The organism is Herbihabitans rhizosphaerae (genome assembly GCF_004216555.1).
Classification (GTDB): domain Bacteria; phylum Actinomycetota; class Actinomycetes; order Mycobacteriales; family Pseudonocardiaceae; genus Herbihabitans; species Herbihabitans rhizosphaerae.
Genome location: NZ_SGWQ01000001.1, coordinates 740386 through 762104 on the forward strand (window position 1 = coordinate 740386; position 21719 = coordinate 762104).

The 21719-nt window shown below is 67.1% G+C and carries 19 protein-coding genes; 8 read left to right on the forward strand and 11 right to left on the reverse strand.

The window, feature by feature from the left end:
* The first annotated feature begins 65 nt into the window (after positions 1 to 65).
* The gene (locus tag EV193_RS03775; protein ID WP_130342501.1) at positions 66 to 497 is read left to right on the forward strand and encodes a PaaI family thioesterase; all 432 of its coding nucleotides are present in this window, start codon (positions 66 to 68) and stop codon (positions 495 to 497) included.
* Here EV193_RS03775 and EV193_RS03780 read toward each other — a convergent pair.
* Positions 478 to 1053, reverse strand: coding sequence for a dihydrofolate reductase family protein (locus tag EV193_RS03780; protein ID WP_130342502.1), 576 nt, complete (start codon positions 1051 to 1053; stop codon positions 478 to 480). The genes EV193_RS03775 and EV193_RS03780 overlap by 20 nt on opposite strands.
* Positions 1054 to 1214: 161 nt before the next feature.
* Between EV193_RS03780 and EV193_RS03785 the strand changes: the two genes are divergently transcribed.
* The 3 genes from EV193_RS03785 to EV193_RS03795 all read left to right on the forward strand — a co-directional run bounded on the left by EV193_RS03785 (position 1215) and on the right by EV193_RS03795 (position 3073).
* A complete protein-coding gene (locus EV193_RS03785; protein WP_130342503.1) occupies positions 1215 to 1670 on the forward strand; it encodes a VOC family protein in 456 nt (151 codons plus the stop codon).
* A 33-nt stretch (positions 1671 to 1703) separates the two neighbouring features.
* Positions 1704 to 2174, forward strand: coding sequence for a DUF1579 family protein (locus EV193_RS03790; RefSeq protein ID WP_207222474.1), 471 nt, complete (start codon positions 1704 to 1706; stop codon positions 2172 to 2174).
* Positions 2175 to 2299: 125 nt separating this feature from the next.
* On the forward strand, positions 2300 to 3073 hold the full coding sequence (locus tag EV193_RS03795; protein WP_130342504.1) for an alpha/beta fold hydrolase: 774 nt from the start codon (positions 2300 to 2302) through the stop codon (positions 3071 to 3073).
* Between the two features lies 1 nt (position 3074).
* On the opposite strand, the gene EV193_RS03800 is transcribed toward EV193_RS03795, so the two are convergent.
* Complete coding sequence (locus EV193_RS03800; RefSeq protein ID WP_130342505.1) at positions 3075 to 3746, reverse strand: TetR/AcrR family transcriptional regulator; 672 nt, start codon at positions 3744 to 3746, stop codon at positions 3075 to 3077.
* Positions 3747 to 3840: 94 nt separating this feature from the next.
* Here EV193_RS03800 and EV193_RS03805 point away from each other — a divergent pair, with 94 nt between their 5' ends.
* The gene (locus EV193_RS03805; RefSeq protein ID WP_130342506.1) at positions 3841 to 4242 is read left to right on the forward strand and encodes a nuclear transport factor 2 family protein; all 402 of its coding nucleotides are present in this window, start codon (positions 3841 to 3843) and stop codon (positions 4240 to 4242) included.
* A gap of 9 nt (positions 4243 to 4251) precedes the next feature.
* Complete coding sequence (locus EV193_RS03810; RefSeq protein WP_130342507.1) at positions 4252 to 4665, forward strand: SgcJ/EcaC family oxidoreductase; 414 nt, start codon at positions 4252 to 4254, stop codon at positions 4663 to 4665.
* On the opposite strand, the gene EV193_RS03815 is transcribed toward EV193_RS03810, so the two are convergent.
* Complete coding sequence (locus tag EV193_RS03815; RefSeq protein ID WP_130342508.1) at positions 4629 to 6254, reverse strand: carboxylesterase/lipase family protein; 1626 nt, start codon at positions 6252 to 6254, stop codon at positions 4629 to 4631. The two genes, EV193_RS03810 and EV193_RS03815, sit on opposite strands and share 37 nt — an antisense overlap.
* Positions 6255 to 6355: 101 nt before the next feature.
* Here EV193_RS03815 and EV193_RS03820 point away from each other — a divergent pair, with 101 nt between their 5' ends.
* The gene (locus EV193_RS03820; RefSeq protein ID WP_130342509.1) at positions 6356 to 6988 is read left to right on the forward strand and encodes a TetR/AcrR family transcriptional regulator; all 633 of its coding nucleotides are present in this window, start codon (positions 6356 to 6358) and stop codon (positions 6986 to 6988) included.
* Here EV193_RS03820 and EV193_RS03825 read toward each other — a convergent pair.
* The 4 genes from EV193_RS03825 to EV193_RS34375 all read right to left on the reverse strand — a co-directional run bounded on the left by EV193_RS03825 (position 6985) and on the right by EV193_RS34375 (position 11698).
* Positions 6985 to 7905, reverse strand: coding sequence for a fibronectin type III domain-containing protein (locus EV193_RS03825; RefSeq protein WP_130342510.1), 921 nt, complete (start codon positions 7903 to 7905; stop codon positions 6985 to 6987). The genes EV193_RS03820 and EV193_RS03825 overlap by 4 nt on opposite strands.
* Before the next feature lie 67 nt (positions 7906 to 7972).
* Positions 7973 to 10249, reverse strand: coding sequence for an ATP-binding protein (locus EV193_RS03830; protein ID WP_130342511.1), 2277 nt, complete (start codon positions 10247 to 10249; stop codon positions 7973 to 7975).
* 499 nt (positions 10250 to 10748) lie between these two features.
* The gene (locus tag EV193_RS03835) at positions 10749 to 11363 is read right to left on the reverse strand and encodes an NAD-dependent epimerase/dehydratase family protein (protein WP_278044153.1); all 615 of its coding nucleotides are present in this window, start codon (positions 11361 to 11363) and stop codon (positions 10749 to 10751) included.
* A gap of 5 nt (positions 11364 to 11368) precedes the next feature.
* The gene (locus EV193_RS34375; protein WP_207222476.1) at positions 11369 to 11698 is read right to left on the reverse strand and encodes an NAD-dependent epimerase/dehydratase family protein; all 330 of its coding nucleotides are present in this window, start codon (positions 11696 to 11698) and stop codon (positions 11369 to 11371) included.
* Between the two features lie 134 nt (positions 11699 to 11832).
* Between EV193_RS34375 and EV193_RS03840 the strand changes: the two genes are divergently transcribed.
* Positions 11833 to 12216 carry a MarR family winged helix-turn-helix transcriptional regulator gene (locus EV193_RS03840; RefSeq protein WP_130342512.1) on the forward strand — a complete coding sequence of 128 codons (384 nt, stop codon included), beginning with the start codon at positions 11833 to 11835 and terminating at the stop codon, positions 12214 to 12216.
* A 475-nt stretch (positions 12217 to 12691) separates the two neighbouring features.
* Here EV193_RS03840 and EV193_RS03845 read toward each other — a convergent pair whose 3' ends face one another.
* The 4 genes from EV193_RS03845 to EV193_RS03860 all read right to left on the reverse strand — a co-directional run bounded on the left by EV193_RS03845 (position 12692) and on the right by EV193_RS03860 (position 21653).
* Positions 12692 to 15829, reverse strand: a complete 3138-nt coding sequence (locus tag EV193_RS03845) for a type I restriction endonuclease subunit R (protein WP_130342513.1) — start codon at positions 15827 to 15829, stop codon at positions 12692 to 12694.
* Positions 15829 to 17001: a restriction endonuclease subunit S gene (locus EV193_RS03850; protein ID WP_165401209.1), complete on the reverse strand. Its 1173-nt coding sequence runs from the start codon at positions 16999 to 17001 to the stop codon at positions 15829 to 15831. The genes EV193_RS03845 and EV193_RS03850 overlap by 1 nt, the downstream gene beginning before the upstream one ends.
* 110 nt (positions 17002 to 17111) lie before the next feature.
* Complete coding sequence (locus EV193_RS03855) at positions 17112 to 18857, reverse strand: type I restriction-modification system subunit M (RefSeq protein ID WP_130342515.1); 1746 nt, start codon at positions 18855 to 18857, stop codon at positions 17112 to 17114.
* A 330-nt stretch (positions 18858 to 19187) separates the two neighbouring features.
* Positions 19188 to 21653: a S8 family peptidase gene (locus tag EV193_RS03860; RefSeq protein WP_207222477.1), complete on the reverse strand. Its 2466-nt coding sequence runs from the start codon at positions 21651 to 21653 to the stop codon at positions 19188 to 19190.
* Positions 21654 to 21719 lie beyond the last annotated feature (66 nt).

Here is a 21719-nt window from a genome sequence, read left to right on the forward strand (position 1 = left end):
AGTCTATGACGTGTCAGAGTGTAGCCGAATAGACCGATCGTTCTATATCAACGAAGGGTGGCCTCATGACCGCCGGATTGGACCTACTGCGCTCGTTCGCGGACCTGCCGGACCGTCCGCCGTTCATCGGCGACCTGCTCGGCATGACGATGGACGAGATCGCGCACGGCAAGGTGGTCATCAGCGTGTCCACCCGGCCGGACTTCGCCAACCCGCTCGGCACCGTGCACGGCGGGATCTGCGCCACCCTGCTCGACTCCGCCATGGCCTGCGCGGTGCACTCCACGCTGGACGCCGGGGCCACGTACACGACACTGGAACTGAAGGTCAACTACATCCGGTCGGCGTCCACCGCCGGCGCCAAGCTCACCGCCACCGGTACGACCGTCCGCATCGGACGGACGATCGCGACCGCGGAGGGCAGGGTGGTCGACCAGGACGGCACGCTGATCGCGCACGCCACGACGACCTGCCTGATCAGCTCCGCGCGTAGCTGAGGACCGCGACGCCGCTGTCGAACAGCGTGCTCGCGGTGAGCGAGAACCGGACCAGTTCCCGCGGCTCGCCGAACATCGGCACACCCGAGCCGAGCACGATCGGGTGCTGCTTCACGATGATCTCGTCGATCTCCGGCAGCAGCGAGCGCGCGAGCCCGCCACCGCCGACGAGCCAGATTCCCTTGCCCTCCTTGCGCTTCAACTCGCGCACGGTCCCCAGCGGGTCGTCGCTCACGTGGATCGCCGGGTCCGGAACGCCGGCCATGGTGCGCGAGAAGACGTAGTGCTCCAGGTGTCGGTAGCCGTTCGCGACACCGTCCTTGAGCGCCATCCGGTAGGAGTTGGCGCCCTCCAGCACGGTGTCGAACACCCTGGGCTCCGCGGTGACGCCGAGCGGCTCACGCAGGTGCGTCGGGATCATCTCCGGGAACTCGGAGATCAGGTAGGCCGCCTCGTCACCGTCCACGCGGAACACGTCGCCGGTCGGGTCCTCGTCGCTGTCCGCCGCGATGAACCCGTCGATGGTCGCCGCCACCAAGTACGTGAGCTTCCGCATGACTGCCTGCCTCTCCATGCTCTCTGACCTGGGCGAACAACTTTTTCGATATTTTTCCGCCGATCATGTCGAAGCGGCCGGCGTGGCTCCGACGTATCCGCGAAACGACGGGAAGCGAACAACTCGTGGACCGTACAACAGACAGCGATCGGAGAAAGATCATGAGCAGCGTGTCCAGCTACCTGTGGTTCGTCGACAACGCCGAGGAGGTCGCGAGCTACTACACCTCGCTGGTGAAGAACTCGAAGGTCACCAGCACCATGCGCGGCGCGGACGGCAAGGTCCTGATCGTCGAGTTCGAGCTCGACGGCCAGCGGTTCATCGCGCTGAACGGCGGCCCGCACTTCACCCACAGCGAGGCGTTCTCGATCTTCGTACGGGTCGACACCCAGGACGAGGTCGACCAACTGTGGAACGAGCTGACCTCCAACGGTGGCGAGGAGAGCCAGTGCGGCTGGCTCAAGGACCGCTACGGCGTCTCGTGGCAGATCACCCCGCGCGTCCTGCTGGAGCTGGTCGGCAACGAGGACAAGGTCGTCGCCGAGCGCGCGGCGCAGGCGATGTACAAGATGCGGAAGATCGACATCCAGAAGCTGGTCGACGCGGCGAAGGCCTGACCGACTCCCCCACGGACGAGAAAGAAGACGATCATGGCGAACTCCACCCCCGGCATGCCCACGCCGCACCCGGCACTGAAGCGGCTCGACCACCTGGTCGGCACCTGGACGATGACCGGCAACCTGATCGGCTCCGACGAGGAGACGATCACCGGAACGGCCACCTACACGTGGCTGCCCGGCGGCTTCTTCCTCGTGCAGGAGGTGGAGATCGACTTCGCCGGCATGGTGAACGTGCGGAGCCACGAGCTGATCGGGTACGACCCGGAGACGGACACGTTCCCGTCCACGGTGTACTCCAACATGGCGCCCGAGCCGCTGCCGTACCGGTGGACCGTGCGCGAGGACGGATTCTCGATCTCCGTCACGCACGGCGTGCTCGACGCGACCTACACCGGCACGTTCAGCGCGGACGGCACGTCGATGTCCGGTGGCTGGCGGCCGAATCCCGGCGCGGACGAGACGGTCAACATCTCCTACGACGTCCGTGGGACACGCGCCTGACCGACGCGCGATGGCGAGCCCGGCACGGATCACGTGCCGGGCTCGCCGCGTTCTTCCCGGAGTGCGACGAATTTCGGCCGCGCGGTGAGTCCTAGTGCGTGAACCCCCTTGTGAAAGGAGCACTCATGGACACCGTGACCTCGGCCGACGGCACCACGATCGCCTACGAGCGGCTCGGCGACGGCCCGCCCCTGGTCTTCGTCAGCGGCGCGCTGTGCCACCGCGCGGTGACCCGGCAGCACGCCGAGCACCTCGGCCGCTCGTTCACCGTGATCAACTACGACCGACGAGGACGCGGCGACAGCGGTGACACCGCGCAGTTCGCGATCGAGCGGGAGGTCGAGGACGTGGCCGCGCTGATCGAGGCGGCCGGCGGCTCGGCGGCGGTGTACGGCCACTCCTCCGGCGCCGCGCTGGCGTTGCACGCGGCGCGGGACGGGCTGCCGATCACCAGGCTGATCGCGCACGAGCCGCCGTTCGCGCCGGAGCAGACCGACGCCGAGCGCGAGGAGCAGCGGCGGGCGAACCAGCGGCTCTACTCGCTGATCGACTCCGGCGACCGGGTCGGGGCGCTGCGGCTGCACTTCGCCGGCACCGGCATGCCGGCCGAGATCGTCGATCCGATGTGCGAAGACGTTGAGACACAACGGATCGCGCACACGCTGCGGTACGACTACGCCCAGATCGACGGCTGGGGCGACGATCCGGCGGCGCGGGCCGGCGAGATCAGCGTGCCGACGCTGTTGGTCAACGGCGGCGAGAGTCCACAGTGGATGATCGACGTGGCGAAGCGGTTCGCCGACGCGGTGCCGGACGGGCACCACCGGGTGGTCCCCGGCCACGGCCATGTGATCTCGCCGGACGCGCTCACCCCGGTCGTCGAGGAGTTCCTGCGCTGACCTACCCCACGGGTGGGGGCTCCCACCGCTCCGAGAACAGCTCGTAGCCCGGAGGGTCTCCGGGCAGCGGGTGCGGTGCCGGGGCGCGGAGGCCGTCGACCGCGATGGCGGTGATTCGGGTTCGCGCGTTCATGGCGGCGTCCAGCAGGTCGGTCCGGCCCTGCTTCTTGAGCTGCTCGAGCAACGGCGACTTGGCCAGTTGCTCGATCAGCAGCTCCAGGTCGACCTGGGTCACGTCGGGCCGCAGCGCGCCCGAGTCGTGGGCGCGGTCGACCAGTGCGCGCACCGCGTCGTCGGCGCGCTCGTTCCTGTCCGCCATCTCCGGGGTGACCGCGATCGTGCCGGCGATGGGCGCGAGCGAACCGGAGGCGAGCCCGATCGCGCTCGTGACGTAGTGCACCAGGCCTGCCCACGGGTCCTCGTGCGCCAACCCCTCCTGCGCGGCGGCGAGATAGTCGCCGAGCACGATCGCGACGAGGTGTTGGAACAGCTCCTCTTTGGTCCGGTAGCGCCGATAGAGGGTGCCGATCCCGACGCCGGCACGCTCGGCGATCGCGGCGACCGACGCGTGTGCCCCGTCCGTGGCGAGCACCTCGCGCGCGGCCTGGAGCACGGCGCGGTCGTTGCGTTCGGCCTCGGCCTGGCGCGGGGCTCTCCGTGCGGGCTTGCTCACTCGGGCATCGTATTCCTTGCGGAGCGAATCGCTCCGCGAGTAGCGTCGGCATCAAACGGAGTGATTCGCTCCGATAAGCTGCCAAGGAGATGTCATGAGTCAGAACGAGACGGCCGCCATCCGGCGAACGGTGACCGACGCCGAGCACTACCAGGTCGATCCCGAACCGTTCGTCGCGCTGCACACCAGCGAGGCGATCATCGTCAACATCGCCGGGCGTCGGGTGCTCGGCCGGGACAAGATCCACGAGGCGATGACTGCCGCGCTGCGAACGCCGCTCGCGCAGGTGCTCACCAAGATCGAGATCGAGGACATCCGGTTCGCGAGCCCGGACGTCGCGATCGTGACCTGCGTCAAGCACGTGTCGGACGAGCGCGACACCGCGCCGAAGTCCGACTCCCTCCCCACGAGAGGCAGTCTCATCTACGTGATGGTGAAAGACGGCGACGACTGGCGAATCGCCTCCGCGCAGACCACGCCGATCGTCGAATCCTGAGGCGTGCCAATGAATTCGACAGCAACCGACGTCGAGTCGATCAAGCAGGTGGTCGCCACCATCGAGCACGCTCAGCAGAACGAACTCGTGGAGGAATTCGTCGACCTGTTCCGCGCCGACGCGATCTGGACAACCGGTGGCGGCAAGCGTCTCTTCGGCCGCGACGAGATCGCGGCGTTCACCAGACAGGTGCTGCCCGGAGGGATGACGGGTCTCGCCGTGACACTGGAGGTGGTGCACGTGCTGTTCATCCGAGACGATGTCGCCGCCGTCAAGGTGCGCCAGGTGTACGTGAGCACCGACGGCCGCCCGTCGGAATCCGAGGGAGAGGGCACTCCCCTGTTCGTCATGTCCAAGGAGGACGGCCGGTGGCGCCTGGTCGCCTGTCAGAACACCGGAGTACTCGACCAGAACCCGCATTGATGACTCGTGGCGAAGTCGACGGGCCCGATGCCACCCGGTCCGGGGGCCAGTGACTGTGTGTAGGGCTTGTCGGGGTGAACTCGCGGCCAGCCTGGGTCACCGGTGTGGGCGAACGCCGTCCAGGAGGCGATCATCGCGTCACCCAGGCGGCGCTGCTCGGCGTTGAGCGCGGGCGGAGCGTTCCCCGTTCGAATGTCGAACAGGTAGAAGGTCTCCGCCGAGTGGTAGGCGTCGTACGGGTAGCCGACGTCCGGCAGGCTCGGCGGCGCGGTCCGATCGGCGAACTCGAACGCGTAGGTCGGCACGTGCCTGGCGGACAGCCGGTTGCGGTCGAAGGTCGGACAGGCGAGCCCGCTGTCGGTGGCCACCGTGACCCAGGTGCGACTGGGCGGCTCGCCGTCGTCGGTGGCCACCGTGGCCCAGGTGCGACTGGGCGGCTCGCCGTCGCGGAGCGGATAGCGCGCGGCGACCGCGTCGGCGTGCGTGCCGAACGCCGCGCGCAGGTACTCCCGGTACCGCTCGGCGGTGAGCGGCCGGCCGGCGAGATCGTTGAGCGCCTGCATGTAGGTCACCTCGTCGCGGGTCGCGCCGGACAGCACTGGCACCTGGTGCGTGCGGCCGGTTTTCAACATCTCGTACGGGTTCTCCGGCAGGGTGCGGCCGCCGTAGGACAGGCCGGCGAACCGCGTGAAGACGGGCATCAGCCGCTCGGCCGGCAGGCGGCGCAGGCAGGCCGGCGCGTCGGCGGGGTCGGCACAGCCGAGCTCGACCGCGGTCCTGCGGGCCCGGTCGGTCACGGCGGCGAGCTTCTCCCACGGTGGCACCGAGGGCAGGCCGGGCGCGATCAGGTTCGCCGGAATGTCCTTGGTACAGAACGCACTCTGCACGGCGGCGCGATGGAACAGCCCCGCCGCGCCGGGTGCGGCGAGCTGCGCGCACACGCTCTGCCCGCCGGCGGACTGACCGAACAGCGTGACGTTGCCGGCGTCTCCGCCGAACGCGTTTGCGTTGCGGCGCACCCAGCGCAGCGCGGCCTGCTGGTCCTCCAGGCCGAAGGCGCCGGAGCCGGGCAGGTCGGGATGGCCGAAGTTGCCGAAGACGCCGAGCCGGTAGTTGACCGTCACGACGACCACGTCTCCCTGGACGGCCATCCGACGCGGGTCGTACTCGCTGCCCGAGCCCTCGATGAAGCCGCCGCCGTGCAGCCACACCATGACCGGCTTCGGCCGCGTCGGCTTCGCCGAGTCGGGCACGGTGACGTTGAGGTACAGGCAGTCCTCGTCGAGGCTGGGCGGTGTCCCGGTGCTCGACGCGTGCTGGGCGCACCAACTGCCCGGCGTGGTCGCGTCCCGGATCCCCGCCCAGGGCGCGCGCGGCACCGGCGACCTCCACCGCAGGTGTCCGACCGGCGGCGCGGCGAACGGGACCCCGAGGAACTCGCGATACCCGGCGCGGTCGCTGCCCCGCACCGCTCCCTTGTCGGTCAGCACGACCGTGCCGCCCGTCGGCTCGGCCTCGCCCGGCACGCCGAGCAGCACCGCACCCAGCGCGGCGGCCGCCAGCGCCAGGACTCCCACACGTCGAGACATCACCCACCTGAACAATACGTTCGTATTGACTTGCTTGACGGCAAGGTAGCATCACTCGGGATCACAAGGCAATACGAACGTCTCGAAAAGGTGGCGCGAGAGTGGCCGACGAACACTCCCCGGTACGCGGCGTCGGCGCGGCCCACGACCAGCGCCGCCGAGACATCCTGGAAGCGGTGTTCTCGATCGTCGACAGCGCGGGCGCCGATCAGGTCAGCATCCGGCACGTCGCGGAGGCCGCCGGTGTGTCGGTGGGCCGCGTCCAGCACTACTTCCCCAGCAAGGACGCGCTGCTGACCGAGGCGTTCGCCGCGATCAACGACCTCGGCACCCGGCGAGTGCAAGAGCGCCTCGCCGCCGAGGGCGCGACCGACGATCCACGGCGCGCGCTGCACGCGATCCTCGCCGAGCTGATCCCGCACACCGACGAGGACCGCACACTCTTCCGGGTCGCGCAGGCTTTCGAGACCTACGCGCTGACCCGGCCCAGCCTCAAGGACCGCGTCACCGAGGGCTACGACCAACTCGCCGCGCTTCTCGCACTCCTGCTCCGATCCGCCACCGGCGAGCACGCCACCGAGGGGAGCCTCCGGCCCGAGGCGCACGCCCTGCTCGCGCTGGCCATCGGGCTCAGCGGGCTCACCCTCACCGGCAACCTCACCCCGCGCGAGGCCGGCCGGATCGTCACCACTCACCTCGATGACGCCATCGCCAAGCTGAGCAGCACCCGCTAGCAGTCGAACATGATCGCGTTGCTCGGGCCGGAGACGTTGCCGGACGTGTCGACGGCCCGGAGCTCGACCTTCGTCGGGCCGCCGGCCACGCAGTACACGATCGTCTCGTCCCCGCCGATGATCCCGTGCTCGGCGAACACGCCGTTCAGGTAGACGTCGTACAGGATCAGGTTCGGTGCGTCCGCGTTGTCCGTCGACGGCGTCCAGTCCAGCCAGATCTCCGGCGCGCCGCTCTCCGAGGACAGCGTGAGGTTCGTCGGCGCGGTCGGCGGCACCGTCTCGGTCACCGGCGGCGTGGTCACGGTCAGGACGTTGCTGCGCACCGCGTTGTCCGACGCGTCCTTCGCGGTGACCTGGAACGTGTGGGTCGACCCCGGGACCACGTCGAGCAGGGTGTACGCCCCGAGTCCGATCTGGCCGGAGGTCACCGGCGCGCCGTCCATCTCCAGGGTGTGGAAGACCTGGCTGATGTCGTCCTTGGACGACGTCCAGTTGAGCGAGATCCGCGTCGGGCGCACCGCGACGAGACTGAGCACCGGGGCGGGGCTCGGCGGCGTGGTGTCCGGTGGCGTGGTGACCGTGACCGCGTTGCTGTCGCCCGACCGGTTTCCGTTCGCGTCGATGGCGTAGACACTGAGCGTGTACGTGTGGTCGGGGATCAGCAGCGGCCGGGTGAGCGTGGTCTTCGGCGGATCGACGCCGATGCAGCCGGAGAAGTTGTGCTGCACGCAGTACCACCAGTTCGACGAGTTGTCCCGCGCCGGGTCCCAGGCCAACGAGACGCTGGTCTCCGTCAGCGCCGTGACGCGCAGATTCGTTGGCGTGCCGGGTGCTGAGCGGTCGCGAACCGCACCGGCCGGGGCGGCCGACACGAGCAGGGACAAGGCGATTGCGACGACGATCGTTGAGCCACGCATCGGAACTCCTCCGGCTGAGGCATGACCTGTCGCCGAAGACAACGCATGCCGGATCCGGCCGGTTCGATCAGGCGGGCGGATTCTGCGCGGCGTGCCAGCCGGCCACCTGGGCCCGGTCGTGAAAGCCCAGCTTGGTCAGGATGCGGCCGACGTGGGTCTCGGCGGTGCGCGGGGCGATGAACAGCTTGGCGGCGATCTGCTGATTGGACAGACCTTCGGCGAGCAGCCCGGCGATCTCGTGTTCCCGTTTGGTGAGCTGGTTCTCCCGGGGCGTGGTGCCCGACTCGCCGAGCAGGTAGCCGAGCACCTGGTCCCAGGTCATCGCGTTGCCGTACAGGTAGTGCCGGTAGTACTCGGCCTCGCCGAGAACGTCGAGAGCGTGGTTGCCGTAGAACAGGATCTTCGTGGTGAACAGGCCGAACCGATCCGGGTTGGCACCCAGTGACTGCCACATCCGCAGCGCGATGCCGGACAGCGTCGCCGACCGGTCCATCCGCCCCCGGCGTACCGCGACGGCGCCGATCACGTGGACGGCGAACGGCTGCGCGGAGCGGTTGCCGAGCTGTTCCTGGAGCCGAAACGCCTCGAGTGCGGCCCGCTCGGCCGCGTCCTCGTCGCCGTAGAACAGCTCGGTGATACCCAGCGCCCACAGGCCCCACGACCGCCAGAAGTTCTCCCCGATCGCCTCGCCCGCCTGGATTCGCTCATCGATCAGCGCCCGGCCCGTCTCGACGTCGCCGGTCACCGCGGTCGCCAGTCCGTGCAGGAATCCGGCGTACCCCTCGCCGTGTGCGACGCCGTGCTCGCGGAACACGGCGAGCGCTTCGGCGAACTGGTCGCGGGCCAGCGATTCCTTGTGGGTGAACAGATTCGCCAGTCCCCAGCCGACCGTGACGTAGGCGGTGGACACCTCGTCACCGACCCGGTCGGCCAGTTCGGTGCCGGTCTCCAGCGCGGCGGTCCCCGCCTCGATATCGCCCTGCAGCAGGGCACACCAGGCCATCAGCCGCTGGGCGAATACCCGCTCCGGCGTGTCCGGCGGCACGGTGACCAGCATCCGGTTCAGCCAGAGCCGCGCCTCACTGAGAAACCCGCGGACGGTCCAGTAGACGTCGAGCTGGTTGGCCATCCGCAGCCCGGCCGCGGCCTGTCCGGGCTCGGTGGCGCAGTAGTCCAGCGCGACCCGGATGTTCGGGTGCTCGCGCTGGATTCGCTCGACCCAGGTCACCTGGTCGGCACCCATCCAGCCGGCTTCGTAAGCCGCGGTCAGCCCGGCGAACCAGTCCCGGTGCCGCCGCGCGACCCGCTGCTGATCATCGGACCGCAGCCGGTCGGCGCCGTACTCCCGCACCGTCTCCAGCATCCGGTACCGGGACTCGCCGGCGGCCAGCAGCGACTTGGCCACCAGCTTGTCCAGCACGTCCGGGATCTCGTCAGGTGTCATGTCCTCGTCGCGGCAGACGTGTCGCGCGGCCGCGAGGTCGAACCCGCCGGAGAACACCGATGCTCGCGCCAGCACCGCGCGCTCCGGTTCGGAACACAGCTCGTAGCTCCAGTCGAGCATCGCGCGCAACGTCCGCTGCCGGCGCGGGGCGGATCGCCTGCCCAGTGTCAGCAGTGACAATCGGTCTGACAGGCGGTCGGCCAACTGCGCCACCGACAGCGACCGCAGCCGCACCGCGGCCAGCTCGATGGCCAGTGGCAAACCGTCCAACTGTTCGCACACCCGCGCGATGGCCGCCTGGTTGTGCTCGGTGACGCGGAAGGTCGGCACCACCGCGGTCGCCCGTTCCACGAGGAGTCGCACCGCCTCGTAGCCGGTCAGGTCGGCGGTGGAGGTCACGCCCTCCGGGACGGACATCGGCGGCACGACAAGGAGTTGCTCGCCCTCGGCACCGAGCGACTCGCGGCTGGTGCAGAGCACGGTGACCCCCGGGCACGCCGCCACCAGCGCCGAGACCATCCGCGCGCAGTCCGCGACGAGATGCTCGCAGTTGTCGAGCACCAGCAGGACCTGCCGTTCCCGCAGGTGGTCGATGATCACGTCGAGGGCGGCGCGCCCCGACTGGTCGTAGAGCCCGAGCCGGTCCGCCACGGTGGTGGCCAGCAGGTCCGCGTTGCGCAGCTCGGCCAGCTCCACATACGCCGCACCGTCGGCGAACCCGTCCCGCACGGCCGTCGTGATCCGCATCGCCAGGCGTGACTTGCCCACCCCGCCGACCCCGGTCAGGGTCAGCACGCGGTGCTCGGTCAGCAGGCGCTGCGCGGTGGCCAGCTCGGCCTGCCTGCCGACGTAGCTGGTGAACTCCACCGGCAGGGTCTCCACGGATCCCCGAACCGGCATACCGCGAACACCTACCCCTGTCCCACCGACACCAGCGTTGCCCGTGAGTCTAGGTTCTCCGCGAATTTTCGCAGGTCAGGCCGGCTCTCGTAGGGCGCGCCCCGCGGCGGCGCCGAGCGGCAACGCTCACCGGGATGATGATCCACTGCGCCCGCGTTGATTCCGACGTGAGTTATTTCAGGACGCTCCGGCAATTGCACGGTGCCAGGTTTGACTGCCCGTCATGCCTGTTCGAGACTCTCTTTCGGCAGCCAGTTCGGGTAAAGCTTTCGAAGGCCGATCGTCAACTAATTGTTGCGCCACTCTTCAAAGGAGAAGAACATGCTGACCTACCTCATCTCGAGCGGCTACGAGACCCTTACCGGCGCGGCGTGCCACCTGGCAGACGTTATCCGCGCGCTCGTCTGATCACTGAGCCAGGCGAGTCGATCGCGAAGGCGGGGGCAGCGGCCCGACAGGGCGACCGCTGCCCTGCCTTTCGTGGCGCGAGCGCCCACGCTCACCGCTCGTTGCCCGCGCGCAGCCAGGCGATGTAGTCGGCGACCGCGCGTTCGGTGTCATAGGCGGGCCGGTAATCGGTGTCCTGGCGGAGTCGTTCGATGTCGAGATAACTCCGCTGGTCAGGCCCGCCGGTCGGCAGTTCTGCCTGGGCATCGGGGACGATCTTCCTGATGCCGGCGACGATCTCGGCGTTGGTCGTCGCACGGCCGGACGCCACGTTGTAGGTGCGGTGGTTGAGCCGGTCCGCGAGTTGCAGGGCCGCGATGGCCCGGCCGCAATCCTTCACGTAACACATGTCGATCGAATCCTCCGCGTACACGGTGGACGGCAGCGCGGTGAAGTCCGGCACGGTGCCGCGGGCTGCGGCATGAATGAGTTGAGGCGCGGCGAAGAACGGTGACGCGACTGGTCCGCGCGGACCCCAGATGGCGGCAATGCGGTAATTGACGATATCGATTCCGGCGGCACCGGCCAGGTGGTCGCTCAGCAATTCGCCGACCTTCTTGAATGCCGGGATCACGTGGATCGAGGTCATCGGCAAAAGCACGTCCTCGCGGCGTGGCCCCGTTTCGGCGAGGCCGGCGTACACGCCGATCGTGCTCGCGACGCCCACACGCGTCACACCCCAGTCCTGGGCGACCTGCAAGACGTTGAGCAGGCTGTCCGCGCACCGGCGATGGGCTCGTCAGGACCGGGTGGCCACGGCACCGAACCCGCGAGATGCACGATGCCGGTGATCTTGTGGCGCGCGCCGATGTCCCGCAATGCCTCCAGATCGGTGATGTCGGCCTGCTCCATCACCACCTGTTCGCCGACGAGATCAGCGGGCACCCCGACCGCGCGGCGCTGGACCAGCACGGCGGATTCGCCCAGGTCAAGCAGGGCCCGCACGGTGTGCGAGCCGATGAAGCCGAGGCCACCCGTAACCAAGATCATCACTGTCACCATCCTGCAGTTGGACTGATTATCAGTGCTACTGACGATCAGGCTAGCGATAGAATCGGCGGGTGTCGAGTAACAGCGGGCCGGGTCCCGAGTTGAGCAGGCGTCTTGGCTACTTGCTCAAACACGCACAGCTCCGCATGGCCGAGCTGACCGAAGACGCGCTGGCGCCCTACGGCATCAACGGGCGTGAGCTGGCGGTGCTGCTGGTTCTCGACAACCGCGAACCCGCGTCGCAACAGCAAGCGGCGCGGCGGCTCGGTATCGATCGCACGACGATGGTCGCGCTACTCGACGCCCTCAACGACAAGGGCCTGGTGTCACGTCATCCGCACGAGGACGATCGACGCCGCAACGTGGTCGAGTTGACCGAAGCCGGGCAGGACGCACTCCGCCGGGCCACCAAGGCAAGCGATGACGCGGAACGTCGTTTCCTCGCACCGCTCAGTCCACAGCTCGCCCAGCACCTACGAGATTCGTTGCGAGCGGTCGTGCTCGAACCCGACACCCAGACGGAGCGATAGAAAGCCAGCGAAGTAGTGGACCTAAAAGGTCGGCACACGAACCGCAATGCCGTCCTCGCGAACGGTCCAGAGATCATCATCGGTGCTGGTCAACGACGAACCTGACCACGCTGGGGTGGAAGCTACCGCACCGTGGGGGTTTGGGGGCTCGGCCCCCAATATTATGACGAGCGACGTGGTCGACGCTTTCCGTCGACACACGTCGCCCGAGCGAGTGGGCCGCCTGGGGCTCGAACCCAGAACCTACGGATTAAAAGCCAGCGGGTTCAATGGGGACGATCTTGAAACATGTTTCAACCGTAGGGCTCTTACCTGCAGCTTTGCTTTATTTGTAGTCGCGTTCGCGTCTGCTAACGGTGATGCTGGGCTCCGTTATGTCTCCGTTCTTCCTGCTGTGCTCGGGTGGTCGGCGACAGTACGCCAGCCGTGCTCGTAGCCTCACCTCGCAGGCGCCTTCCGGCGACCTGGGAGCTGCTCACGCATACCTAGGCTGGTCGATCGCGGCCTCGTAAAAGGCGTCCGCGAGTGCCACGATGACAGCGTTGATACCAGGACCGTCGCTGAAGAAGTAGTCGGCCATGGTGTTGTGGGCCTCTTGGTTGTCGACGACAGCCTCAGTGACCGCCGCCTGGAAGTCCTGTGACTCCATGAACTGCTTCTTCGAGTTCACCTTGGTCTGGTTGACCAGGTTCGGGTAGGCGAGCAACCGCTGCACGAGTCCCTGCACGAACTCGCGGACCTGAGACGCGGAGAACGACTCGGCGCCGAAGAGGTCGTTCATCTTGTCGATGACGACCTGGAGAGCGACGTATTTCGGCTCTTTCCGTGCTCCGGTACCCGCCGCGCCGATTCCCTTCAGTTCGCCATCGCCGGTCAGCGAGATATCGACCGCGGTCCCCTTGTTGTGCTTGACCCCGACCAGGACCACGTCGGAGAGGTCGACCTCCGCGGCCCAGGATGAGTCTGCGATGACCTTCTCCAGGAGTCGTAGGAAGATCGACAACATCTCCATGTAGGGGTCGCCGTAGTCGACGATCTGGCTCATGAAGTCGTAGAGCCGGACCAGGGTGGAGACGTCCTTGCGGAACAGGTCAAGGGTGTTGAGGGTGACCTTGTCGTCGGCCTCGATCGCAGCCGCGTAACGGCGGGCGAACTCATTTTTGGCCGGGCTGATCGCAGCCGAGAGCGCGTTGTTGCCCTTCCGGGTGACCCACAGTTCGGCGACCTCGCGCACCTGCTCTGGCGTGTAGACCCCGGCCTGGGCGAGTTTGGTGGCGAGGTGAAAGACGACGTACGGGTCGGTCTCGGTCTCGAGGGTGGCGTTGGTGAAGTACGGCTCGAACGCGGCCCGGATGTCCTCGGGCTTGTTCACGAAGTCAATGACGAACGTCTTGCGTTTCTGCTCCCCGCCCGCGGTGCGATGGATACGGTTGAGCCGGGAGAGCGTCTGCACGGCCGTGACCCCGGAGAGCTTCTTGTCGATGTACATCGCCGAGAGCAGTGGCTGATCGAATCCTGTCTGGAACTTGTTGGCGACCAGCATGATCCTGTACGTCGCGCCCTTGAAGGCGGCGGCCAGGTCCGAACCGGCACCGGGGTTCAGATTGGCCTCGGTGAACTCGTCGTCCTTGCTTGGCTGCGGCCCCCAGTCCGAGACCCACACCTCGTCCTCGGCCATCGTCACCGAGCCGGAAAAGGCGACCAGGGTGCGGTAGTTGTACGAGGCGTCCATGGCGGTCCGCTTGGCGATGTAGGCGTCGATCGCCTTCTTGTACTTCACCGCGGCCTTGCGCGAGTCGGTCACGACCATCGCCTTCGCCTTGCCCTCCAGCAGGTGGGCGACGTTGGCGTGGAAGTGCTCGACGATGATCTGCACTTTCTGGCTGATGTTGGTCGGGTGCAGCTTCACCCACCGCATGAGCCCCTTCCGCGCTGCGGCCTCGTCCACCACCTCGTCACCATCGCCACTCTCGGCCTGACCGGCGATCTTCAGCGCGGTGTCGTAGGTCTGATAGCCGTTGAGCACGTCGAGGATGTAGCCCTCCTCGATCGCCTGCCGCATCGAGTAGAGGTGGAACTCGACCGGCTTCCCGTCAGGGCCCTTGCGGCCGAAGAGCTCCAGAGTCTTGTTCTTCGGCGTCGCGGTGAACGCGAAGTAGGAGATGTTCTTCGACTCGGCCCGCTCAGTCATCTCCGAGGCCAGGATCGACTCGACGTCGACGGAGCCGCCTTCCTCGATCTCCTTGACCTCCTCCGCGGTCAGCACGGCCTTGAGCTTGGAGGAGATCTGGCCAGACTGTGAGGAGTGCGCCTCGTCCGCGATCACCGCGAACCGCGTCCCTTTCAGACCCTTGTCGGCCCGGATCTCGTCGAGGGCGAACGGGAAGGTCTGCACCGTCACCGCGATGATCAGCTCACCGTTTTGCAACGCGGTCGCGAGCAGCCCGGACTTCGACTTCGCCCCCGCCTTGCGCACATCCTCCGGGCTGATCGTGGCCACGATCTTCCCCGACCCGTCGATCTGCCGGATCGCCTCCTGGAGCTGCCCGTCGAGCACGGTCCGGTCCACGACCACGATCACCGAGTCGAAAACCTTCGTGTCGTTTACGTGCAGCCGCGCCAGCCGGTGTGCGGTCCAGGCGATGGTGTTCGTCTTTCCCGAGCCCGCCGAGTGCTCGATCAGGTAGCGCTGGCCCACCCCTTCCTCGCGCACCGCGGCCACGATCTTCGTCACGGCCTCCCACTGGTGGAACCGGGGGAAGAGCATGCTCGTACGCCGCACCGACGTCCCGGTCGCGACGTCCCACTCCTCCTTGGTCTCCACGATCATCAGCCGGCCGATGATGTTGAGCCAGGCATGCTTCTCCCAGACCCGCTCCCACAGGTACGCCGTCGCCGACCGCCCGCTCTGACCCGGCGGATTCCCGGCGCCACTGTCGTGGCCCATGTTGAACGGCAGGAAATGCGTCTTCTCACCCTCAAGCCGGGTAGTCATCGCAGCCAAGTCGTTGGAGACCGCGAAATGCACCACCGCCCGATGCCCGAACGACAACAGCGGCTCCGGCCGACCGTTGGTCAGCGGGTACCGGTTCTTGCGGTACTGGTTGATCGCCTCATCCAGCGACTGCGTGAACTCGGTCTTCAACTCCACGGTGGCGACCGGGAGCCCATTGATGAAGAAGACCAGGTCGATGCTGCGCTGATCAGCGGTGGAGAAATGCACCTGCCGCATCACCCGCACCCGCATCGCCGCGTACTGCTCGTTGGTGGTCGCGTTCAAACTGGTCTCCGGTCGGAACTGCGCCATCTTCAACCGACCACCACCGATGTACTGCACCCCATTCCGCAGGATGTTCAACGTCCCGCCACCATGCTCAAGAGGCTTGTCGAGCGCCGTAGTCAGCACGTCGAGGAACTTCGCCTCCGACCCCGCGGCCCTCAGGGCTTTCTCGTACGGCGCCTGCTGGGTTGCCCCCAGCCAGGCGAACAGGTCCCCGGGGAACAGCGCCCGCTCCCGGTCGTACCCGGCGTCATCTGCTGAGTACAGCCACCCGTGGGCGGCCAGATACTCGCAGATCTCGGACTCGAAGACGCCCTCGTGGTGGTCCGCCATCACACCATCTCCCGTACGTCGATCTGCCCCGTCACCGCCGCCGTGATCAGCGCCGCCCGCCGCTCACGAGCCAGCTCAATGAACCGCTCAGTCTCAGCGACCAGCGCATCGATCTTGGCAGTCTGCCTGTCCAGGTGTGAAGCAATGCGGCGCTGCTGCTCAATGGGAGCCGTCGGCACCCGAAGCCCTCGGATGTCGTCGAGCGCCAACTGCATCTTCGTGCCGCCCGCCGCGCCTTCGTTGAGCTGGTCCTGACCTGTCGTGGTGAGCATGAACCAGCCGATGAACCTGGGGTCCACCCGATCACGTTCCAAACGGCAAAGAGCGACGTGCTGACTGACATACGCGCCCACCCAATCGCCATCGATCACGGCCACGGATCCCAGATATGCGGTGATCGAGAAGAGCAAATCGCCTTCCCGGAGCATCGTCCGCGAGCCCTCTGTCACGGCGGCCGGAAGGTCCACGAGCTGGATGTCACCACGGATTTGAAGGTTGGCTCGCGGCAGGTTCCCGATCCGGAGGAAACGCTCCCCCTGATCCGCGTAGTAGTCGCCCCAGCCACGGGAGCCGCTCGTCAAGAACTTGATGTATCGGCGCAGTTGGACGCTGGGTTCACCAAGAGTCGAGAACGACGCATCGATGACAGCCTGACGACGCTCGCGAAACATCTCGATCAGGCGCTGCTGCTCCTCGATGAGCGTGTCGATGCGGGCGATCTCGCGGTCAAGGTATTCGGCGATGGCGCGCTGCTCGTCCATTGGTGGCAGGGCCAAGGCTGGCTTCGCGAGGTCCCCGGCCCGAATACCCACGCGGGTGACCCCTGATGCCAAAACAGTCCATTGCCCGGTAGTAGGGCCTGCCGACAGAGCCCAGTAGAGAAACTTTGGTTCGACGGCTCCAGGGATCGGCCGGACGATCGAGAGGTGGTAGCCACAGATAAGGTCCTCCGCCTCATATTCGACGTAGGCGGGCACCCCGATGTCATCTGCGGTCTCTGAGTCCTTTGTCAGGAGGGTATCGCCGACGGCGATTCGGAAACGCTCGATCTGCTCCGGCGGTGCCGTCGCCGCCATGAAGACCATGCCCTGGACGATCGACGCGTTCTTGTAGACGTCGGTGTAGTTGCACAGCCTCACTGGTGGCTCACCAGCGACGGAATGCTTGTCCACGTTGCTCGGCCAAGCTCGCGCCACGTGATCGAGCCTCCCCATACGCCAATGGGCAGGGATGGTGTCTAGCCATAGTGAATCGGCTGCGACGTACTCCGAGTGCCCCACAATCACTGCTCGACCTCCCGGAGCAGATCGAGGATCTTGGCGACCTGCTTTTCCAGGTCGGCGTCGATCTCGGAGAGGGGGCGCGGCGGGACATACTTGTAGAAGCGGCGGGTGAAGGGGATTTCGTAGCCGGTTTTGACCTTGGCCCAGTCGATCCAGGCGTCGGAGACGTGCGGCTTCACCTCGGCGTCGAAGTACGCCTGGATGACGTCGACTCTGCCAGCCGCACCGGTGGTCGAGCCGCCGTAGGTGAACGGGACGTTCTCGGTGTCGCGCTTCTTCGGGTCCGGCTTGGGCTTGCCCTTGCGGTCGAGGACGGGGTTGCCCTCCTCGTCGAGGAGGGGGCGCTCGACGGTGATGGTCCAGTAGCCGAACTCGTCGTTGCGCAGCACCTTGGCGTAGTCGGGGTCGGCGTCGGTGAAGTCGGCGTACAACTTCACCATCTTGGCGCGGTCGGCGTCGCTGATCTCGCGGCCCTTGGAGCCCAGGTTCTTGCGCATCTTGGTCCAGAACGCGGTGCCGTCGATGAGCTGGACGAGGCCCTTGCGGTCGGAATGCTTGTCGTTGTCGAGGATCCAGATGTAGGTGGCGATGCCGGTGTTGAAGAACATGCTCGTCGGCAGCGCGACGATCGCATCGACCAGGTCGTTCTCCAGCAACCACTTGCGGATGTTGGAGGGGCCGGACTCGGCGGCGCCGTTGAAGAGCGGCGAGCCGTTCATCACGATCCCAGCCCTGCCTCCGCCGTCCTCCGGCGCCCGCATCTTGTGAACCAGGTGGAGCAGGAAGAGCATCTGCCCGTCCGAAGTCGCCGGGAGACCGGGGGCAAACCGGCCGTAGGGACCCGCTTCGTCGCGCTCCTTCGTGACCGCCTTGGCGTACTGCTTCCAGTCGACGCCGTACGGCGGGTTGGACATGCAGAAGTCGAACTGGCGGCCCTTGAACGCGTCATCGGTCAGCGTGTTACCGAAGGCGATGTTGGTCGCGTCGTGGCCCTTGGCCAGAAGGTCGGACTTGCAGATCGCGTACGACTGCGGGTTGTACTCCTGGCCATACAGGCTCAGCTTCGCGTCGGGGTTCTGCCCGAGCAGGTGCTCCTCGGCCAAGGCGAGCATGCCGCCGGTACCCGCGGTGGGGTCGTACAGCGTGCGAACGATGCCGGCCTCGGCCAGGGCGGCGTCCTTCTCGGCGAAGAGCAGGTCGACCAGCAGCCGGATCGCGTCCCGCGGGGTGTAGTGGTCGCCAGAGGTCTCATTCGCGGCCTCGTTGAACTTGCGGATGATGTACTCGAACGCATCGCCCATGTCAGCGTTGGAGACGACGCCCGGATGCAGGTCGACGGCCTTGAAGGACCTGATGACTTCGCGCAGGAGCTCAGCCTTCTCCAGGGCGAGGATCTCCTTCTTGAAGTCGAAGTACTCGAACACGTCGACATCGTTCGAGAACCGGTCGATGTAGTCGGCTAGGTTGTCCGCCAGCCCGTCGGCGTCAGCCAGCAGGTTGACGAAGGAGTAGTTCGAGGTGTTGTAGAACGGCCGGCCAGTGGCCTTCTTGACCCCGATCCTGAGTCGGTTCGGGTTGTCGTACTTCGCCGCCAACTTCCGAACCGTCTCCCGGTCGGGCTCGAGGATGCAGTCGAGGCGGCGCAGGATCGTGAGCGGAAGGATCACGTTGCCGTACTGGTTGGGGCGGTAGGGACCCCGAAGCTGGTCGGCGATCTTCCAGATGAAGCTACCGAGGTTGCTCACAAAACTCCTAACAAAGCTCACTCGACGATGCACGGTGGACGCCCAGTGCGAGCTCGTGCACGCCGCCCGAACAGGCGCACACGGTCTGCAGCTGCCAGCGTTTCACGAGAACATCTTTGCAAATCACGACACCGGCGTGTCACGAAGTCGACAGCGGCGACCGGCTCGCCACATTGCTGCGTTTGGCTGCGGATGGCATCCCAGTTCCGCGGATTCCCTTCACCAGCGTCCTGGCAGGTCTGCTTCGGGCTGGCGATGGGACTCGACAGCACGATCACGCGGACCGTTTCGATACGCCAGACGCCGATCTGCACGAAGCCACGGCGGCAATCACGTTGCCGTGGTGATGCTGACCGGAACGTTGATCTGCTGGGCGACGGGTGTCCAAACGTCGACATCGAGAGCGGGCGTCTCGATCGAGAGGATCAGGGCGTAGCGGGCACCATCCGCGCTGCGGTCGCGTGCCTTGTTTTCCTTCCACCAGCCACTCACCGGGAACACGGCTAGAGCGCCGCGCTGGGCGAGGTCGGCGGCGTTGCCGATCCAGATGTCTGTGTGCAAGGACCCCGGCGCGCGCTGGTGATCGGGACCGAAGAACCACTCGCCGGTGTCGTTGCTGGAGCTGGCGCGCTGCTCGTCTTCAGATAGGGCCTTCTCGTTGATTCGCTTCTGGAACTCGGCGTTGGACTCGATAGCTCGGCGAAGGTCGAAGCGAAGACCGTGAGACGCGTAGCTGTAGCGACGCCGCCAGCCGCGTCGGCCGGGGTTGGGTTCGATGAAGTAGGACAGAGTGACCCGCAGGCGGACCTGCGCTTCGCCGAGGCCGGCGAGGACCTCGGTGGGCCACGGCAGGTCGTGGTAATGGATTTCGCGCATGGCCCCGGAGGCGAAGGGATGGATGGTGTCCTGCGCGATGAGGGTCAAGGCGTCGGTGGCGCTGCGGGTGGCCCGGGCGAGGTCCGGGACGCCCATGCCGTAGCGGCGGTGGAGAGCGATGCGGGGTGCCTTTTTCTTGCCGGCCGGGAATCGGCCCTTCATTGCGGGTGTCCACTCGGCGGAGTGCACGATCAGTGCCCGCACGGTCTCCGGCCAGAGCGCCGGATACTCGGCTATCACCGACGCGGACAGTGCTGCGGCCTGGGCGGTGGCGGCGCTGGTGGCGTGGGTCGTGGTCAGCAGTCGCGTGGTTCCCAGGGGCGCGTTGGTGGTCAGGAGCTGCAGGTTTGGAGGGGTGTCGAACATGGTGCCGTCCGGAGAACGGGCCACGTTGCCGCCTTCGAGCACGACGTCGGGTTTGACCGGCCAGACTCGGCTGAACGCCACTGAGGTACGGCTGAACGGCGACAGTTCGCCGCGCGGCGCCCAGGGCGTCCATCCGGCGAAGTCGGCGGCGGCACCGTTCATGGTGTCCAGTTCGGTGTACGCGCCGACGGTCAGGACGTTCCACGCCTGGGCGGGGTCTTCCACCGGTTCAAGGTCGCTGCGGTCGAGGTGCTCCTCACCGGGATGCCAAGACCGCACGTTGCCCGCCGAGACGACGAACAGCCGCTTCGCGTCATGATCGGCATCGTCGAGGAACACCAGCCCATCATCGTCGGCGAGAACGCTGCGACCGGCGGCGAGTGCGTCAAGGCTGGCCGACCAGGACGACGGCTGCCCGGACGCAGCCGGGGCAGCCGCACCGTTCGTCGATGTCGCCATGGGTGCAGTGACGGCGAGCGAGTAGACCCGGCGGCGATCCGGTGCCTGGATCTCCGCTCGGCTCGTTCCGGCGGCAGTGACCGCACCGTAGAGGTCGGGGGCGTTCTGCTGGGGCGGCGGCGGGAGCAGCTTGATCGACTCCAGCCGATGACGCAGCCGCAGCGGCTGCGGTGAGCTCAGGGCTTGGCCAAGGTCGCCATACAGGGCGAGGCCCGCCATCTCGGTGCCGTGGCCCCGGTCGTCGTAGACCGGCCACGACAGGTCTGCGGCGTGGCAGTCCTCCAGCGGCAGGGAGGCTTTTAGCAGGGGATGTTCCTGGTGAACGCCGCTGTCGATGACACAGACCGCGGGTGCCTCGAGATCGGCGGGCTCGAGTCTGTCCACGAGGTCGCCGATCCAGGCGGTCTGCTCAGTCGCGTCCGTTTCCGCCAGGAACTGTGTCGGGTCGTGCGGCCGGCGCAGCTCGGCCAGGTCGTCGAGAACGTCAACGGCCGAGGCGAGCTGGTCGACGGTCGCTTCGACCAGCATTACCGTGCGGTCCCCGAACCCGAGGCTGCGAGAACCGGTGCGCAGGTCGGTGGCCGAGGCGAACGCACGAAACCGGCTCACCTCGTTACCGTCGCGCCGCCGCAGCCACGCCTCCCACCAGAACAGCTGGCCCGGCTCCGGGAACTCGGCAGGCGGATCGGTCCACATCGCCGCGATCGACGCCGTCCGCACTGCTTGGACACGATCCACGAGATCCCGATTGCGGGGCTTCGCGGCGTCCGCGGTTTCGACGTATTGCGTGATCCGATCCAGGAAGTGGGTGAGCTTGCCCTGCGGGACGAACACGGTGGCTCGCTCCACAGTGACGCCGTCGCCGAGATCGACCTCCTGCACCGAACGCAGCTCCGGATGGAGGGTGCCTTGCTGGGGGTCGAGCTTCTTCAGCGCGAGGTGCACCCCGGGGAAGCTCTCGAAGCTGACGTAGACGCCGTCGACCGCGCCCTCGACCTGCACATCGCGCTGACGCCGTCGTACCTCGGCGTCAGCGTCGACCTGGCGGAGGGCGTCGTGCAACTGCTGGCCGTGTTCGCGCCGGTGCGCCGGCACGGGAACTGCTTGACCCTCGATCGCGCGCGGCGGTGGTGAGTAGTCAGCGGCCTCCGCTGGGGACGG

Excerpts from the sequence above, each read along its gene's own strand:
- EV193_RS03785 (WP_130342503.1), top strand. The coding sequence starts at position 1,215 with ATGAGCAGCGTGTCCAGCTACCTGTGGTTCGTCGACAACGCCGAGGAG.
- EV193_RS03830 (WP_130342511.1), bottom strand. The coding sequence starts at position 10,249 with ATGCCGGTTCGGGGATCCGTGGAGACCCTGCCGGTGGAGTTCACCAGC.
- EV193_RS03845 (WP_130342513.1), bottom strand. The coding sequence starts at position 15,829 with ATGGCGGACCACCACGAGGGCGTCTTCGAGTCCGAGATCTGCGAGTAT.
- EV193_RS03790 (WP_207222474.1), top strand. The coding sequence starts at position 1,704 with ATGGCGAACTCCACCCCCGGCATGCCCACGCCGCACCCGGCACTGAAG.
- EV193_RS03815 (WP_130342508.1), bottom strand. The coding sequence starts at position 6,254 with ATGTCTCGACGTGTGGGAGTCCTGGCGCTGGCGGCCGCCGCGCTGGGT.
- EV193_RS03810 (WP_130342507.1), top strand. The coding sequence starts at position 4,252 with ATGAATTCGACAGCAACCGACGTCGAGTCGATCAAGCAGGTGGTCGCC.
- EV193_RS03840 (WP_130342512.1), top strand. The coding sequence starts at position 11,833 with ATGGCCGAGCTGACCGAAGACGCGCTGGCGCCCTACGGCATCAACGGG.
- EV193_RS03780 (WP_130342502.1), bottom strand. The coding sequence starts at position 1,053 with ATGCGGAAGCTCACGTACTTGGTGGCGGCGACCATCGACGGGTTCATC.
- EV193_RS03775 (WP_130342501.1), top strand. The coding sequence starts at position 66 with ATGACCGCCGGATTGGACCTACTGCGCTCGTTCGCGGACCTGCCGGAC.
- EV193_RS34375 (WP_207222476.1), bottom strand. The coding sequence starts at position 11,698 with ATGGTGACAGTGATGATCTTGGTTACGGGTGGCCTCGGCTTCATCGGC.
- EV193_RS03825 (WP_130342510.1), bottom strand. The coding sequence starts at position 7,905 with ATGCGTGGCTCAACGATCGTCGTCGCAATCGCCTTGTCCCTGCTCGTG.
- EV193_RS03795 (WP_130342504.1), top strand. The coding sequence starts at position 2,300 with ATGGACACCGTGACCTCGGCCGACGGCACCACGATCGCCTACGAGCGG.
- EV193_RS03805 (WP_130342506.1), top strand. The coding sequence starts at position 3,841 with ATGAGTCAGAACGAGACGGCCGCCATCCGGCGAACGGTGACCGACGCC.